Source organism: Capnocytophaga sp. HP1101, assembly GCF_054772415.1.
This window is the reverse complement of sequence record NZ_BPUU01000010.1, coordinates 40,775-58,365: the sequence shown is the minus strand read 5'-3', so window position 1 is coordinate 58,365 and position 17,591 is coordinate 40,775. Positions and strand designations below refer to the sequence as shown.

General features: G+C 41.3%; 10 protein-coding genes. All 10 read right to left on the bottom strand.

Annotated features, from left to right (window positions below):
* Positions 1-160: 160 nt before the first annotated feature.
* The 10 genes from RCZ04_RS08025 to RCZ04_RS07980 all read right to left on the bottom strand — a co-directional run bounded on the left by RCZ04_RS08025 (position 161) and on the right by RCZ04_RS07980 (position 15,827).
* Positions 161-1,261 (bottom strand): DUF5017 domain-containing protein, encoded by a 1,101-nt coding sequence (locus RCZ04_RS08025; RefSeq protein ID WP_460485524.1) that lies wholly within the window; start codon positions 1,259-1,261, stop codon positions 161-163.
* Between the two features lies 1 nt (position 1,262).
* A complete protein-coding gene (locus tag RCZ04_RS08020) occupies positions 1,263-3,068 on the bottom strand; it encodes a RagB/SusD family nutrient uptake outer membrane protein (protein ID WP_460485523.1) in 1,806 nt (601 codons plus the stop codon).
* 12 nt (positions 3,069-3,080) lie between these two features.
* Positions 3,081-6,146, bottom strand: coding sequence for a SusC/RagA family TonB-linked outer membrane protein (locus RCZ04_RS08015; RefSeq protein WP_460485522.1), 3,066 nt, complete (start codon positions 6,144-6,146; stop codon positions 3,081-3,083).
* Positions 6,147-7,082: 936 nt separating this feature from the next.
* On the bottom strand, positions 7,083-9,401 hold the full coding sequence (locus tag RCZ04_RS08010) for a penicillin-binding protein 1A (protein ID WP_460485521.1): 2,319 nt from the start codon (positions 9,399-9,401) through the stop codon (positions 7,083-7,085).
* 29 nt (positions 9,402-9,430) lie between these two features.
* Positions 9,431-9,919, bottom strand: a complete 489-nt coding sequence (locus tag RCZ04_RS08005; protein WP_460485520.1) for a gliding motility lipoprotein GldH — start codon at positions 9,917-9,919, stop codon at positions 9,431-9,433.
* Positions 9,906-11,216, bottom strand: coding sequence for a PSP1 domain-containing protein (locus RCZ04_RS08000; protein ID WP_460485588.1), 1,311 nt, complete (start codon positions 11,214-11,216; stop codon positions 9,906-9,908). Before RCZ04_RS08000 ends, RCZ04_RS08005 begins: the two co-directional genes overlap by 14 nt.
* A gap of 226 nt (positions 11,217-11,442) precedes the next feature.
* Positions 11,443-12,126 carry a uroporphyrinogen-III synthase gene (locus RCZ04_RS07995; protein ID WP_460485519.1) on the bottom strand — a complete coding sequence of 228 codons (684 nt, stop codon included), beginning with the start codon at positions 12,124-12,126 and terminating at the stop codon, positions 11,443-11,445.
* A gap of 58 nt (positions 12,127-12,184) precedes the next feature.
* Complete coding sequence (locus tag RCZ04_RS07990) at positions 12,185-13,729, bottom strand: Rne/Rng family ribonuclease (protein ID WP_002670818.1); 1,545 nt, start codon at positions 13,727-13,729, stop codon at positions 12,185-12,187.
* A 188-nt stretch (positions 13,730-13,917) separates the two neighbouring features.
* Complete coding sequence (locus tag RCZ04_RS07985; protein ID WP_002670816.1) at positions 13,918-14,232, bottom strand: HU family DNA-binding protein; 315 nt, start codon at positions 14,230-14,232, stop codon at positions 13,918-13,920.
* A gap of 335 nt (positions 14,233-14,567) precedes the next feature.
* Positions 14,568-15,827 (bottom strand): 3-phosphoshikimate 1-carboxyvinyltransferase, encoded by a 1,260-nt coding sequence (locus RCZ04_RS07980; protein ID WP_460485518.1) that lies wholly within the window; start codon positions 15,825-15,827, stop codon positions 14,568-14,570.
* Between the last annotated feature and the right edge of the window lie 1,764 nt (positions 15,828-17,591).

Here is a 17,591-nt window from a genome sequence, read left to right as displayed (position 1 = left end):
AAACCGTGACTTAATCACCTTTTCTTCGTCTTAGCTTCGTCTTAGCTTCGCCTTAGGTTCGTCTTTCCTTCGTTCTTCAGCCACTGATGAGCCACTCATCGTTCGTCTTTCCTTCGTCTTTTTTTTACCCTGTTCGTACGATTCACACCTCGTTACTCTCCTATGGGGTAACCGTGATTTTGATAGTACGGTACTCAGTATTGTATTTATACTCGTTAGCACTCACGGTACCCACATCGGTTTTGTAACCGTCCTTTGAATAGCTTTTGAAACCACTGCTACTACCCACTACCACTACTTCGTAAGTACCTGGTTGTGTGTAAGTGTGAGTGTATTTGGTCACACCAGAGTTATCGGTGATCGTAAGACCTTGACCTGTGTCAAACGCTTTGTAGTCAATGGCGCCAAAGGAAGCTGATTCCACAAAGTAATCACCTATATAGCCAATATCTGCTCCTACGGTGGTAAATAGGATTTGAATATAAGAAAGTGTTGCCATCTTTTTATTCACACCGCTTTCCCAAGCACTTATCACACGACCGATGTCAAAAGTATAGTCAGTATACTCAGTTTTAGGCTCTACGAACAAATCCCAAACGGTATCACCGTTAAAAGTTACGGCTGTTTCACCTTCGGCAATTCCACCTAAACGTATTACGATAGGAAATTTAGTTTCTTCGGGGTGTTCGCTTTTGTCGTTACTATTTTTCAAGACAGTAGTAGCATATTTCATTCTTAAAGTCATCTTCTTATTGCTACCTACTTTGGTATTGACATTTAATCGCAAAGCCTCATACCACCAGTTAGGGTGTTGGGCGTTTACTTTCACTACCTTTTTACCTATGGTAGCATCAGTAACTACCTCGGCTTGATTACCTACTAAGTTATCACCACTATTGGCATTGCGCACTTCAAAAGCACCATCGGCTAAGGTAGTGCTTCCTACTTCTGTAGACGTAAAATCTACTTTGTAGGGTTTCACATCAGGGTCGGTAGGGCGATAGTTTTGAGCTTGTAACTCTTGAGAAGTTTTTCCTTTGAGTACATTGTCAATACTCTTTTGGTAATCGTGACCTTCATCACCCGTGTAAATCGCTAAGGCATTTACATTGTGGTTGATGATAAAGGTTACAGGATCGCCTACTTTTACTTGGGTTTTATCGGCAGTTACCGATAGGTCAATGTCCTCAGCTTTGTCCTTAGTGCAAGCGCCTAAAGCCGTGAGTAGTAACCCACTAATGAGTAATATATGTGTTTTCATTTTAGTATCCAGGGTTTTGAGTGAGATTCTTATTAGCATCTATTTCGCTAAGCGGAATAGGCAACAATTGGTGGTAAGGGCGAATGTTCTCAGGGGCAGCAGGAGCTGGAATGCGGCGTTCTTCTCCACTGATAAACGGATTGTTGATACGCCAATTTTGGAAAGCTTCCACTAAGATGCCACGGCGCACAAGGTCACACCAGCGGTCGGTAGTTTCTCCTACGAGTTCACGAGAGCGTTCGTTGAGAATTTCGGTGCGGAAAGCGGTGTAATCATCGCTGTAATGTTTGGCTGTCCACATTGCAGTACCTGCGTAATCATTACCATAAACACCTGTTTTCCAGTCGGCTACTACGGTGTTTACATCGTCTATATGGGTTTTGTCCAAGTCGCGAGGTAAGGCATCGCGGTGTACTACACGTCCGCCAGCTTTGTTAGAGATACGAGCGCGTTTGCGCACTAAGTTCACCGCATCGTAAGCACTGTTTACATTGGTGCCGTTCATCGCCAAGGAAGATGAGGGGGTATAAGCCCCAGGTGAGTGATTTACTTCGTTATAGGCTTCGGCATAAATGAGAAGCACATCGGCAAAGCGAAGGAGAGGCTCGTCCATACCAAAGTTCTTATAGTTATAAGAAGAGGCATCAGCTAAGGGGAAACGACGGAATTTACCGATACTCCACATCACCCAGTTGTTCTTCTCATCAGCCCCGCTGAGCGGTTGATCAACACGTGTATCTTTGTAAATGTCGTAATCCCAGCCCCATATTTTACCATTGTCAAGCACTTGCACGCGAGGGCAGTTCCAAAGGCGACGGATAGAATCGGAAGGTTCGTAAATCATACGGTGGTAATCGGAACTAGAGATATTGTCCCAAGAGCCTCCTAAGTTTTCATTACCTCTCATACCGTAGAGCATTCCTACGAGGGTACCGGTATCGTCGCCAGTGAGTCCTTGTACGCACCAAATCACTTCTTTAGGAGCTTCGCTCACTTTAGTTTTAGCGTTGAACACATCAGGATAGTACTCTACCAATTGGTAGCGACCACCTTGTATTACTTCTTTGGCGTAGTTCATCGCTTTAGTGTAATTATCAGTAGCCGAACCCAGTACTTCACGACCGTCACGTTGGGCTACTGAGGCGAGCCACAAGTGTACTTTGGCTAAGAAACCACGGCAAGCATCTTTAGTAATGCGCCCATACTGATAGCCATTGCCCGTATCGCCTTTTTCGGCTACGTGTGCCATTGCGTAAGTAAAGTCGGCAATGATTTGTTCGAACACTTGTTTTTGAGGGGTGCGAGGCACTTTCAGGTCGTTGAGTGATTTGGTTTCTTTGAGTACCAAAGGCACATCGCCAAACCAGCGCACCAAATCAAAGTACAAATAAGCACGCACGCCACGAGCTTCGGCTACATAGCGTTCCCAGTTATTAATGCGTCCTTGGTGTTCGGTTACATTATCGATTACCGAATTGCAGTTCTTGATGGCAGCGTAGTGGTGTTGCCACATTTGAGTGATATAATCGTTATCGGGGCCAAATTTGTAGTTGCGAAGCCCGCTCCCTTCGTCCCAGTCGGCGCGTTTAGCAAGGTCAGTACTGATTTGTTTGGTGCCGTGACCTGTAACGTACTCATCGGTAAGATAACGGTAAGTACCGTTCATCGCTTGGCGAGCATCTAGTTCATTTTCATAGAAAAACTGGGCATTAGGGGTACTCTTAGGGTCTTCTTCTAAGAACTTGCCACAACTACTAAGTGCAACACTTGCCCCTATCGCTATAATGGTGGTAATATGTAATTTCATAATCTGTATTTTTTAAAAACCAACTTCTACTGAGAATAAAACCGAGGTAGGTCGTGGGTACGGACTCATATCGAGCCCTGGTGCTAAGCGGGCGATGGTGCCATAACCTGTATTGGCTTCGGGGTCAAACCCTGAATAGCGTGTCCAGAGAGCGAGATTGGTGCCGGTAACTCCTACGCGCAACTTGCTAAGCTTGTAAGGTTCCAACACTTCTTTAGGCAAGTTGTAGCTGAGGCTTACCGTTTGCAAACGGAGGAAAGAACCGTCTTCCACTAAATCACTACGGAAAGCGTTCTCAGCCCAGAAACCACCTCCAAAGAGAGGGAAGTTACGATCGGGGTGCTGAGGTGACCACACGTTGTTGTACACGCTTTGAGTGATGTTGTCAATGTTCTTAGTACCTGTGAGGTAATAAGCATTACCGTTCACTACATCGTTGCCATACGACCAGCGCAAGAAAGCGTACAATTCCCAACCTTTATAAGAGAAAGTATTGCCGATACCGCCAGTGTGCAAGGGGTTTACATCGGCTACGGGCACACGGTCGTTAGTGTCAATCACCCCATCGTGGTTGATGTCTTTCACGCGCAAACCGCCTAAGGCTACGTTAGGACCTGGTTCGGCATTGTCCACTTCGTTTTGGTTGTGGAAAACTCCATCGGCTACATAACCGTAGTAAATACCTACAGGCATACCCACGCGCAAGAGCACATCGCTTTTGATTTTGGAGTTGATACCACGGTCATAGAATTGTTGATATTGCCCTTCATCTAATGAAAGGATTTTATTTCGGTAGAAAGAAATGTTGAAATCGGTTGTCCATTTAAAGTCACCTTCACGCAACCATTGTGCGTTGAAGCTCACTTCGAGACCTTTGTTTTCCATTGAACCTGCATTCTTCCAAGCTTTTTGGAATCCTGAAGTAGAAGGGATATTCACTTCTAGAAGCATATCGTCTATACGTTTATAGTACAACTCGGTAGAAAGAGTGTAACGATTTTTGAGGAATGATAAATCTAAACCGATGTTGTATTGCTTTTGGCTTTCCCATTTGAGGTTATCGTTGGCAATATTGCTGGTATAGCGACCGATTTCCACTTTATTACCATCTAATACCACTTTGTTCTTCGCGAGTTGTGCTAAGGATTGGTAAGATGGGATTTGGTTGTTACCCGTCATACCAAAACTACCGCGCAAACGCAAGTTAGAAATTGCTTCAATTTTCTTGATAAAATCTTCTTCGTGAGCGTTCCAAGCTAAAGAAACGGCAGGGAAGTAACCGTACTTGTTGTTCTTACCAAATTTAGAAGAACCATCGGCACGGAGGGAAGCGTTGAGCACGTACTTGTTGTTATAACTATAAGTAGCCCTGCTGATGTAGGACACCAATTGGTTACCATCATAAGTGTACAGAGGTGCGTAGGTTACTAACCCTTGATTGATACCCCAAATGCCTTGTTTGGTATCCTCGAAGTTGGTAGACTTGTTGTAAGTATAGTCTGTCCAATACTTATTGGCTTCAAAAGCACCCATCAGTGAGAAATAGTGCTTGTTGATGCTCTTAGAGTACTGCAAACGAGCTTCGTATACCCAGCTGTTCTCATTGCGATTAGAAAGCTCCATACGACCGCGTTCGGACTGACCAAACCAAGTGTCAGTACCATAGAAACGGTCTTGACCAATGGTGTGCAAACGGTAAGAAGCACTGGTGTTAAAGGTCAAATCTTTGAGCAGTTGGTAGCTGAGGTATACATTGGCGTTGAGTTCGTTGTATTTGGTATTGATATCTACTTGGTCTACCGCTACTTTAGGGCTCATTGTGCGAATGTTAGGATAGCTCATCAGGGTAGCAAAACCAGGATAGAGCAAGAAAGGTGAAGTTTGCAAAGCTTTGAGCACTACCCCATTTTGTGACCAATCGCTTACGGGGTTTTTATCTTTAGATACCGCATACGAAAGGTTTACCCCTGCATTGAGTTTGTCGTTAATCTTTTGAGAGAGGTTGAGTCGTGAAGTAAAGCGATTGAAAGCTGAATGTTTAAGCAAACCTTCTTGGTTGAGATAGCCTACGGAAAGCATATAACGGGTTTGGTCGGTACCACCAGTAATGCTACCATTAGCTTCGTTTTTAGTACCTGTTTGGGTAACTTCATTGAGCCAATCTTTCACGTCAGGGTTGTTCCACTGTTGTCCTGCAATCATTCGTTGCCAGAAGTCGATGACTTGAGGATTATCCCAAGTGGCATAGTTGAGCATTTTATGGGCGTAATCTTCAGCACCGAGCACCTTTAAAGGAATGTTAGGCATCATATCAATAGAGCTTGCATAACTAAAATTGAACTTAGGTTTTGCTAATTCTTTACCTTTTTTGGTGGTGATGAGCACTACCCCATTCGATCCGTTAGACCCGTAGATAGCTGCTGCTGCGGCATCTTTAAGGATTTCCATTGATTCAATATCGCTGGGGTTCAAGCTGAGCAGTGGATTGGTAGCCACATCTTCATTGGTGTTGGTTACCCTTTGAGTAGGCATAGGCACCCCATCGATGACAAAGAGCGGTTGGGTACCTCCAGTAATGGAGTTCACCCCGCGAATTCTAAAAGTGAGACCGCTGGAAGCAGAACCATCGGAAGAGATGATTTGCACCCCGCTCACTTTACCTTGCAACGCTTGCAATACCTGTGATGGATTACTTTGAGCGATATCGGCCATTTTCACCGAAGCTACTGCTGTAGAGATATCGCTTTTGCGTTGCGTACCGTAACCTACAAGCACTACTTCATCAATCTGAGTAACCTCAGGTTCGAGAGATACGTTGAAGGTACGTGTTTTACCTACTGCTATAGTTTTGGAGCGGTATCCCATAAAGCTCACTACGATTTTATCGGTAGGAGCTACGCTTAGGGAGAAGTGCCCTTCAAAATCAGTAGCAGTGCCTGAATGGGCGTGCTCTACGGCAACGCTTGCACCAGGAAGGGGTTGTTTGTTTTCATCGGTAACTACCCCCGTAATAGTTACTTTTTGCGCCAACATTGGAATGCTGAACAGCAAAATACAAATGCTAATGATGCTTTTCATTATATAAAATTTAAAGTTTTTTCTTTGGGACAAAATTAAGAAATACTTAACAAAAAGCGCTTTACTTATTGTACGTTTTTCTTTACTAAAAGTTATTTTTATTTTAAAAACGTAAGTAATCAATAAGTTAACGTGAGCTCAAGGGTAGAAATAACGTGGTATTTATGTTACGAAGAACATCTAAAAAAAGGTCACAAGAACTTTGACAAAGGAAATAAAAAGGAATTATAAGCAACTGGAAAAAGTGCTTTTTGGTTGAATAGAGCTTATGAGGAGCTTATAGGAAGCTTATAGGAAGCTTGAACGAATCTTGGACGATTGCTATACAACGACTATATAAAGAGTTGATAGTTAGTAGTTAAGAGTGAAGAAAAAACACTAAAAAAGGGGGTTCGATACGAAAGAAGTCGTAGCACGACAGGCAGATAATGAAAAGAGAAATAATGAATGGACGAACAATGAAGAAATCAAACATCCTCCCTACCCCCCTTCAAAGAGGGAACTGTAGCGACGCAAAGACGAACTAAAGACGAAGACAACCTCCCCCTAGCCCCCTCCAAAGGGGGAACTGTAGCGACTCAAAGACCAACTAAAGACGAAGACAACCTCCCCCTTTTCACATACTCCGCTCTCGCGGACTTCCTCCAAAGGGGGAACTGTAGGGATGGAAAGACGGTGCGAGCCACACGGGCTGATGAATGATGAACGAACTATGAACGAACAAAAGACGAACAAAGGACGAAAATAACCTTCCCCTAGCCCCCTCCAAAGGGGGAACTGTAACGACGCAAAGACGAACGATGAACGAAGAAAATGTGGAGGTAAGTTAAAGTTAAGATAGAAATAAGAAGAGAGTTCGGTTGTATTTATTAATACAAAAGAAAAGGGATACCAACGCAAAAGCAAAGGTATCCTTTTTTTAAATATATTTAGTGATTAAAAATCGATAGTGGTATCGTCTTCTCCTGAGCCTTCTTCTTTTTCTTTACTACAATCTATTTGGATTTGTACGTTCTGAGGAGCAGGGAATGCGGCTTTGGAAACGGCTAAGTCGGCATCGGCATAGCACTTTTTCATATAGTATCCCCAAATGGGTAATGCCATTGTTGCCCCTTGCCCATAAGCCATACTGCGGAAGTATACTGCGCGGTCTTCGCCCCCTACCCAAACGCCTGTTACCAGATTGGGTACCATTGCGACAAACCAACCATCGCTGTTGTTTTGTGTGGTACCGGTTTTACCTGCTATGGGATTAGTAAATTGGTAAGGGTAGCCAGTCATCACATTTTTATATATAGCGTTATAGCTATCAGCTCCTTTGGTACGCAATCTCGCTCCTGAGCCGTAACGAGTAACACCTTCTAAAAGATTTACCACGGCACGAGCTACTTCGGCATTTACCACATCGTGAGTTTCAGGGGTATTTTCGAAGAGTACAGTACCGTTTTTATCTTCGATACGGGTAATCAGCACAGGTTTCACATATACGCCTTCATTGGCAAAAGTACCGTAAGCGCCTACCATTTGGAAAACAGTGGCATCGGCAGTACCTAAGGCAATGGAAGGAGCTTGGGGCATATTAGAGGTTATTCCTAACTTTTTCACTAAGTTAATGACAGGAAGAGGTCCTACTTTATCCATTAAATTCACCGTAATAGAGTTCACGGAGTTTGCTAATGCATATTTGAGAGTCATCATCTTACCGGTAAAGTTACCTGTGGAGTTACGCGGACACCACGCTTGGAGGTTGCCGTATTTATTGGCTTCGACGCAAGTTTGTATATCGGGTAGCTCTAAACAAGGTGAATAGTGGAGCTGGTCGATAGCTGTAGCATATACGAAAGGTTTGAAGGTGGAGCCGGTTTGGCGAGCGCCTTGTATAACTTGGTCGTATTGGAAATGTTTGTAATTGATACCTCCCACCCAAGCTTTGATGTGCCCTGTTTGGGGTTCCATAGACATCATTCCTGTACGCAAATAGGCTTTGTAGTAGAGTATAGAATCGCGAGGGGTCATTATAGTATCTTTCTCGCCTTTCCAACTGAAGACGCGCATTTCGGTCTTTTTATAGAAAGACTCGCGGATTTCCTTATCGGAATAGCCTAAATACTTTAAGTGAGTCCAGCGATTAGAGTTTTTCATTGCTTTTTCAATTAAAGCTGTGTACTCATCTTTTGAGACCTTCACGAAGGGGAACATAGGGTTCTTCTTAGGATTATTTTCAGCATCGAAAGCCTTTTGCAGTTGTTGCATATGAGCTTTAACGGCAGCTTCGGCGTATGCTTGCATTTTAGAATCGATGGTAGTGTAGACTTTTAGTCCATCGAGGTACAAGTTGTGCTTGGTACCATCTGGTTTAGGATTATTTTCAATCCAAGTTTTCATATAAGTACGCAAGTATTCACGGAAGTAGGTAGCCAGACCGTCGTTATGGCTTTCAGGGGTGAATTTAATTTTTAAAGGCAGTTTTTGCAGAGAGTCTTTTTCTTCTTGGGTGATGTAGTTGTTCTTTGCCATTTGAGCAAGCACTACATTGCGCCTATTTGTGACGCCCTCTTTATTTTTTACAGGGTTATAAAGAGCGGAGTTTTTGAACATACCAACTAACATTGCCCCCTCTTCTACTTTGAGGTTTTTAGGTTCTTTATCGAAGTAAATTTTAGCGGCTGAGCGTATACCATCGGCATTGTTATTAAAGTCGTAGATATTGAAATACATTGCCAATATTTCCTCTTTGGTATATTGTTTCTCGAGACGAGTAGCAATGACCCATTCTTTTATCTTTTGAGTATAGCGTCCAAAACCTCTTTTCTTTTCTTTATGGAAGAGCTGTTTAGCCAACTGTTGGGTGATGGTTGAAGCCCCACCTCTACTGCCGAAGAAGAACATTGCGCGCAAAGTACCGCGTACATCAATACCTGAATGCTCATAAAAGCGTTCGTCTTCGGTAGCGATAAGTGCATCGACTAATGATTTAGGCAAGTCTTTGAATTTGATTGGGGTACGATTCTCATCTAAATAGAATTTCCCTAACGATTTACCATCGGCGGTGATTATTTCGGTAGCTAAATTAGTTTCGGGATTTTCTAAGTGTTTGAAGTCGGGCATCTCGCCCAATAATCCTAAAGAAGCTGATAAGAAGAGTAACATAATGGCTACAATTCCGCCAGCGAAGATGTACCAAAACCACTTTACGACGGGGCTTATCCCCTTCTTGGTTTTACTACTATTGTTTGTATCGTTTGTTTTTTTCATATCTTATTTATTAGTTTATCAATGAAAGGTTATTTTTTGTTTTTTACTTCCTCAACTCTTAATCCTACTTCAGTAATTCCTTTAAGGACAGGCACGCCGTTGTTATCGCCTATTTTCCGCATTGCCTGTTCTATTTTAATGAGATATTTACCTTTAGTAGGGAATGTGAAATTTTCTTTATACCACAATTTACTTTCTTTAACGGCTGAATAGCCATCGCCTAACCATTTACCTTCGGGGGTAGCCATTTCGTATTCCAAAGTGTCTACAATGACTTTATTGCTATTAGGCAATTCCATTTTGGTAATGAGAAAGAGATTACTAAACTCATAATGTTCGTCATTACGGAGCATTATAAATAGGTTTTTCTTTGCTACTGTGTCATTCTCTTCTAATTCAAAAAACATAGGTTTATGCTGTTCCCAACCATTGGGTAAGGACACATATTGGCTGTATTCCACACCACTATGGCAAGAAATAAGCAACGTAAAGAAGATTAGCAGACTAAGAATTCTCATCTTTGGGTGTATTGTTGTTATTATTAACTTTTTGTTTGTTTCTATTGTTAGGGTTCTTTTTGTTATTCGCATTAAAATTCTGACCGTTTTTAGGTCTTGTTTGTTGCTTTTGAGCTTGTTTTTCGTTTGTTACCTCTGTATTGTTATTGTTTTTCTTAGCTTCTTGATTAGGCTGAGATTTTACTTGTTTAGAGGTGTTATTATTGTTATTTTGAGCAGGTTTAGTATTCTTTTGTCCACCCCTATTGTCTTTTTTATTGTTGCGCTTGTTCTTTTTACGCTTAGGTGTATCAAAACGGGTGATGCTATCTTCTTCAACAGGAGCGAGTTCGATACCCTCATATATTGAAGTCTTTTTACGAGAGGACAAGTCGTCTACTATAGCGTATTCTTCGAGTTCTTCGATGGGGTCTCCGTTTTTATTGATTTCTAAGATTTCTTTTACACTGTCTACAGATAGTCTGTGCCAAGTAATAGGGTTTTCATCATAAGTGAACCACATTAATCGCTTAAAGATGTCTATCTTTTGACAAGTAGCCATACCGCGTTGTGTATGGAGTTTTGTATCGGTTCTTGGGAAGTCTTGCAGAGCATCTAAATAAGTATCGAGCTCAAAGTTCAAGCAACATTTTAGCTTACCACATTGCCCTGCTAATTTCTGTGGATTTAAAGAGAGTTGCTGATAGCGGGCAGCCGAAGTAGAAACGCTTCTAAAATCGGTAAGCCAAGTAGAGCAACACAATTCGCGTCCACAAGAGCCTATACCGCCCAAGCGAGCTGCCTCTTGACGGAAACCTATCTGGCGCATTTCTATACGCACTGAAAAGGCTTTTGCCATATCCTTAATAAGTTGGCGGAAATCTACGCGTCCTTCAGCTGTATAATAGAAAGTAGCCTTAGAGCCATCACCTTGAAATTCGACATCTGAGATTTTCATTTCGAGTCCTAAGGCAATAGCCAGCTCACGTGATTGTTTTTGTACTTCAATCTCTTTGGCACGTGATTGTTGCCACACATCTATATCGTGCTGATTGGCTTTGCGGTATACGCGGGGCAAGTCGCCTTCCCAATCTATTTTTCGCTTCTTCATTTGTGAACGCACCAACTCACCTGTGAGCGTTACTACCCCCACATCGTGACCTGAGGGAGCTTCGGTAGCTACGACATCTCCCATTTGCAGAGGGAGCTTGTCGACATTGCGGAAGTATTCCTTTCGACTGTTTTTAAAACGTACTTCCACGCAGTCGAAAAACTCTTGTCCACCAGCTAATTGAGTATTAGCAAGCCAATCAAACACCGAGAGTTTTACACTCCCAAAGCTACTGGCTCGACAGTTGGATATACACCCTTTTTTTGTATGATTGATTGTGCAACTATTGCAACTCATTTTCCTGTTTATTATGTTAATAGTGTTTAGGTAACATACTACCTCAATCGGCAAAAATACAAAAAAATATAATTAGAGCAACAATGTTTAGTGATTATTTTCTTTATTTTTAGGATTATTACCTTAATATAGTCTGTTATTTTAGGTTTATAGACAGTATTTCTAAAAGAGATTTTACAGTAGGAATTGGAGGGAGGATTATATTTTCAGTTTGGTTTTTTAATCTGTTTTTTACGGCTTCAGCGGTAGTTTTACCTATACAAAATATCTGTTGTTCAGCTGTGAGGGTATTGCGCGAGCAGTAGCTTTCTACTCCCGACGGACTGTAAAAGAGAATAGCACTTGCGTTTTCTTTTATCTCAATAGGAGTATATTCAGTTTTATAAGCGGTGATTTCTTTTACTTTTAAATTATTTTCAAAAAAGAAGTTGGGGAGGGTATTAAGGCGTTGAGTACCTGCAAAGAATGCGATAGAGCTAAGTTTTTTTAAGGAAGTTAAGTTTTGCTGTAAATGTTGAACCAAATCAGAGGCATAGTGGGCAAAATGCAATACATTAAAACCGTTTTGAGTGAGTAGTTGTTGAGTTTGCTCACCTACACAAAGAACAGGAGTCTCTTTTAAGGTAGTTGCCAAAGGGTGTTGTGATAGGCTCTTCACTGCATTTTGACTGGTAACAATAAGCAAGTCGTAGGGTGGTGTGAGGCTCATTGTTATAGGGCTTACAGTGATAAAGTTGTGTTCGATGAGGTGTATAGGAAGAACTGAAAGGATTGCTTTCTGTTCTTGGGATAAGACTTTTGTAGAGACGATGGTTTTCATATTTGTTTATTTAATAAAAAAACTCGGTGAGTATTGCTACGCACCGAGTTTGGTAATGTTAAAGAGGGGTTCCTTCGTTGGTTTTGAAGCGATACTCTAAATAAGTATAGGCATCGCGCGGTAAGATTTTTATCCATCGCTTGTATTTCAAGAACCACTTGAAACGGATAGAGCTAAAGAGCCCTTTGGTTAAATAAGCAGCTATGAAAGGGTGTGCATTTAGCACAATACGTCCTTTATAGGCTTCCTCCTTAATAATGCTTTCAAGTTCTATATTGATTTTATCAATTAGAACGATAGGCGCTTCGATTTCGCCTTCTTTGCTTGGATTCTCTTCTTTTGTTTTGATGTTTAGTTCTTGGCGCACTCGCTGGCGTGTGATTTGTATCAGACCGAATTTGCTCGGGGGCAAGATTTTGTGTTTAGCACGGTCTTCAGCCATTTCATTGCGCAAGTGGTCGAATAATACACGGCGGTTTTCGCTATTGCCCATATCGATAAAATCGACGACGATAATACCACCCATATCGCGCAATCGGAGTTGTCGTGCGATTTCGGTAGCAGCGATGAGGTTTACGGATAGAGCGGTGGTTTCTTGGTCGTTATTTTTATTGGAATGGTTGCCACTGTTTACGTCTATCACGTGTAAGGCTTCGGTGTGTTCTATTACGAGATAAGCTCCTTTTGGCATCGATACGGTGCGACCGAAAGCCGTTTTGATTTGTCGTTCGATATGGAACTTTTCGAATATAGGCACTGATGAGTGATAGAGTTTTACGATATTCTCTTTCTCGGGAGCAATTTCTTGTACGTATTTTTTTATCTGTTCATAGAGTTGCTCATTATCTACGTGAATACCTGTAAAGGAATCGTTGAACATATCGCGGAGGATAGCCCCCGTTTTGTTCACTTCACTCATTACCTTAGAGGGAAAAACCGCTTTTTGAATTTTTCGGCACATCAAAACCCAACGATTGAAGAGACTTTGCAAATCCTTGTCGAGTTCCGCTACTTTTTTACCTTCGGCTACGGTGCGTACAATCACACCAAAACCTTTGGGTTTAATGCCTTGCAAGAGTTTACGCAAGCGTTCTTTCTCGGCTTTACCTTCTATTTTCTGAGAGATAGAAATGCGGTCAGAAAAGGGAACCAGCACGAGGTAACGACCTGCGATAGAGAGTTCAGAGCTGATACGAGGACCTTTGGTGGAGATAGGTTCTTTTACTATCTGTACCAGTATAGGTTGATTAGGTTTAAGTGTTTCGGCTACAGAACCATTTTTATCGATATCGGGTTCTAAGGGAAAATCTTTAAGAGAAAAGTCTTTTAGTTTTCCTGAGATTACCCATTTAAGGAACTTCAGTAGAGAAGCTAATTGGGGGCCTAAGTCGTGATAATGCAAGAAGGCGTCTTTTTCGTGACCTACGTTTACAAAAGCTGCATTGAGCCCTTGTATAGGTTTGCGTACCTTAGCGAGCATTATATCACCTACTCCTAAGCCGTTAGTATCTTCTTCTTTGTGAAGTTCGATGAGTCTACCGTCTCTGAGCAAAGCAAAATCTACGTAAGAGGAACCAGAACGAATGATTAATTCTTTGTCCACTTTGTTGGATTTTAGTTAAACAATACTACTTTAAAGAGAAAAAGTAGTTAAAAACTACTTTTTCTTTTTGTGGCGATTAGCTCTCGCTCTTTTTTTGCGTTTGTGGTTAGCCACTTTATGTCTTTTTCTTTTTTTTCCGCTTGGCATAACTTAATTATTTAATATATTGTGATTTATTAATTACAATGTTATTTTTTCGCTTTTTTATCAGTTTTAGCTACTTTTACCTTAGCTTTAACTCCTTCAACGAATACTTTTGCAGGTTTAAAGGCAGGAATGTTATGGGCGGGGATTTTTAAAGTGGTATTTTTAGAGATGTTACGTCCTGTCTTTTCGGCTCTGGTTTTGATAATAAAGCTACCGAAGCCTCTAAGATATACGTTTTGGCCACTTTCTAATGTGTTGATTACTTCATTCATAAAGTTTTCAACCGTTAGTTGAACGTCGTTTTTATCAAGACCCAATTTATCGGAAATCTTTGATACAATTTCTGCTTTTGTCATCTTTATATTGTTTTTATTAATGATATTCTCTAAATCCTTTCAGCGTGCAAAGGTACAAATTAATTATTTAATAAACACTATGTTAGAACAACTTTTTTTAGTTTTTATTTTTTAGTGTTTGATAATTAGTTAATTAAGGTGTTGTTTTACAATACTTTATATTTTAAATATACATTTGTTATACGGCTGTAGATTTTTACTTTACTGATTGAAAATAAGTATAAGAAGCTATTAAAGGCAATCAAAGGTTGAATTAAGTTATATTGATTATAAACCTCCCCCCAGCCCCCTCCAAAGGGGGAGATGTGACAAAAAAACGGCTACGAAGTTGTAAATCAGAGATAATTATTTTTCAAACTTTGATTTACATTATTAACTGTAAGCTGTGCTACGTCGTGCCAAAAAGAGGGGTAGGACTTGCTAACAACTTCTTTATCGGCTATTTGGAGGGTGGTTTTTAGCATCAAAGGTGCAAATGACATTGCCATTCGATGGTCGTTATAGGTAGCAATACTAATGCCAGAGCGCAAGTGTGGGCAGGGTGCTAAATACAAGCTATCATCAGTAATACTGACTTCTGCTCCTAACTTTCTCAGTTCGTTTTGTAGTGCTTGAAGGCGGTTGGTTTCTTTGATTATGAGAGTGTGCAAGCCTGTTAAATGGCACTCTAAGCCCATCGCTACGCAAGTTACTGCTATGGTCTGAGCTATATCGGGGGTGGCATTTAGGTTACACTCGAAACGCTTTTGCTGGGGTTCAGCTACTTTTGTGATGGTTAGTTCATTTCCTTTGAATGAGGAATGCACTCCAAAGAACTCATAAATAGTTTTCAGAGCGCTATCACCCTGCAAGCTATGAGCTTTAAAATGGGAGAGTGAAAGCGTTGTGCCTATGGGCGACAAGGCAACAAATGAGTACCAATAGGATGCTGATGACCAATCGGATTCTACCTGCCAACTGTTATGAGATAGGTTTTTCCCAATCATTGTACTCACCTTTATAGTATTACTTTCAAACGACACGTGTTCTTCTCCTATGCAGTGTGCTAAAAAATGGGTTGTCATTTTTAAATAGGGCAAAGAGGTAAGTTCGCCTTCTAAGTGCAGGGTGAGTCCGTTTGGCAAAGCAGGAGCGATGAGCAATAGAGCTGATATGTACTGACTGCTCACGTTGCCTTGTATATGTACTTCGGTATTGGTAAGTTTTTTACCTTTTATATATATAGGTGGAAATCCGTCTTTTTCAGTATATGTGATATCGGCACCTAACTGTTGCAATGCATTTACTAATAGGTGTATGGGTCTTTCTTTCATTCGGGGAGAACCTGTGAGGAGCACTTCTCTGCCCTGTTGTATGGCAAAATAAGCGGTGAGAAAGCGCATTGCGGTGCCTGCGTGATGAATATCAACTACTTCTGCGGGAGAGTTAAGTGCTTGCTGTAAGAGGACGGTGTCATCGGCAGTGGAGAGGTTATGCACTGTGAGATCGGGAAAGAGGGCTTGCAATATAAGGGCTCTGTTGCTTTCAGACTTGGACCCTGAGAGCAACAAATGCTTGCCTGAGTGTAATGTGGAATGGGGTAAGCGTATATTCATAGGTAAAAGATAAAAGGTAAAAGATAAAAGGTAAAAGGTAAAAGATAAAAGGTAAAAGGTAAAAGGTAAAGGGTAAAGCTGTGGTACGACGGTGTTTGTCGTAGCACGACGGGCTTTAAAGAGTGCAAAGATAGTTGAAAATTGAGAAATGAGCAAATTAGCAAATGAGAAAATGGGAGAATAAGGAAATGAGGAAATGAGAAAATAAGGTACGAGTCGCACGAGCGGCTGAAAACTTTGGTAAAGTTATGATATTAGACGAGTCAGACTATTCGGACAGGTTGAAGATTCAAAAAGAAACGAAAAAAATCAGAAGGGGAATTTTAGGTGAAAGGTAAAAGATGAGCTGTGAGAAGGGTACGCTTAGCTTATACAAAGCTTATAGGAAGCTTATACGAATCTTGGACGATTGTTATACAAAGGACGTATAAGTAGTTGATTCATACCATAATACAATAATACTAAAAATGCCAAAAATAGGGTTTCGAGGCGAAAGAAAGAGGAAGAGGTATTAGGCCTTAGGCAATAGGGTTGTGACGGTCATTATTGTTGTATAAACATCCCCCCTACCCCCCCTCAAGGGGGGAGATGCGACGGAAAAGCGACGGGGAAAATAGTGGAAACCTGACTCTATTCACATACTCGGCAATTGCCGACAACCCTCGGGGAGGAGGAATTAGGGACGGAAAAGCGAAAGAAACACCCCCCCTATTCACATACTCTGCTATCGCAGACTACCTTCAAAGGGGGAGATGCGATGGAAAAAGTGAAAGAAACATCCCCCCTACCCCCCTTCAAAGGGGGAGATGCGACGAAAAAGTGAAGGATACCTCCTCCTAATTCACTTACTCGGCAATTGCCGACAACCCTCGGGGAGAGGGAATTAGGGACGGAAAAGTGAAAGAAACATCCCCCCCCTATTCACATACTCTGCTCTCGCAGACTACCTCCAAAGGGGGAATTGGTGACTGAAAAGCGACGGGAAAATATGCGGGAACCTCCCCCTAACCCCCTCGGGGAGGGGGAATTAGTGACGGAAAAGTGAAAGAAACATCCCCCCTGCCCCCCTCAAGGGGGGAGATGCGACGGAAAAAGTGAAGGATACCTCCTCCTATCCACATACTCTGCTCTCACAGACTACCTATAAAGGGGGAATTAATGACAGAAAAGCAACGGGAAAATATGCGAAAACCTCCCCCTAACCCCCTCGGGGAGGGGGAATTGGTGACGGAAAAAGGAATTGGATAAATGGAGTTGAGACGAAGAAACGCAGTGTGTAAATGGTAACTTTATTACACATTGTGTGTATAACTACACAGTTTGTACACAGGTTACACACGGGATGCTAACAAGTTATCAACAAGTTGTTAATAACTTATTTTGTTGATATTAAGTATTTTAATGCAGTTATGAACAAATTCACAATACTTTGGCACGGAATTTTCTATATAGTGAGCGTAAGTTGATAAAACTTATTGTGCATAGTAATAAGATAAATGATTTGTAACAAACAGAAAATGGTTAAAAATTAAATTACTGAAAAAATTGCTAAAAGAAACATTGTTAGATAAGAATCATTAAACAAAACTGTTGTTAAAAATTAAATTTCATTTCATTGTGTTGTTGGGAAACAACTTTTATATTAAGAACATTGCTAAAATTTTAATTGTTTAAACACAATCATTTATTAAACTATTTTAAATTATTTCCTTTAAGTTTAGCTAAGCTAACTTAAAGTACTAACAAATATTGGGAGTTAGTAGT

What these genes read in the sequence shown, in the direction of transcription:
- RCZ04_RS08015 (WP_460485522.1), bottom strand. Translation starts at nt 6,146, where the DNA reads ATGAAAAGCATCATTAGCATTTGTATTTTGCTGTTCAGCATTCCAATG.
- RCZ04_RS08025 (WP_460485524.1), bottom strand. Translation starts at nt 1,261, where the DNA reads ATGAAAACACATATATTACTCATTAGTGGGTTACTACTCACGGCTTTA.
- RCZ04_RS08010 (WP_460485521.1), bottom strand. Translation starts at nt 9,401, where the DNA reads ATGAAAAAAACAAACGATACAAACAATAGTAGTAAAACCAAGAAGGGG.
- RCZ04_RS07995 (WP_460485519.1), bottom strand. Translation starts at nt 12,126, where the DNA reads ATGAAAACCATCGTCTCTACAAAAGTCTTATCCCAAGAACAGAAAGCA.
- RCZ04_RS07980 (WP_460485518.1), bottom strand. Translation starts at nt 15,827, where the DNA reads ATGAATATACGCTTACCCCATTCCACATTACACTCAGGCAAGCATTTG.
- RCZ04_RS08020 (WP_460485523.1), bottom strand. Translation starts at nt 3,068, where the DNA reads ATGAAATTACATATTACCACCATTATAGCGATAGGGGCAAGTGTTGCA.
- RCZ04_RS07985 (WP_002670816.1), bottom strand. Translation starts at nt 14,232, where the DNA reads ATGACAAAAGCAGAAATTGTATCAAAGATTTCCGATAAATTGGGTCTT.
- RCZ04_RS08005 (WP_460485520.1), bottom strand. Translation starts at nt 9,919, where the DNA reads ATGAGAATTCTTAGTCTGCTAATCTTCTTTACGTTGCTTATTTCTTGC.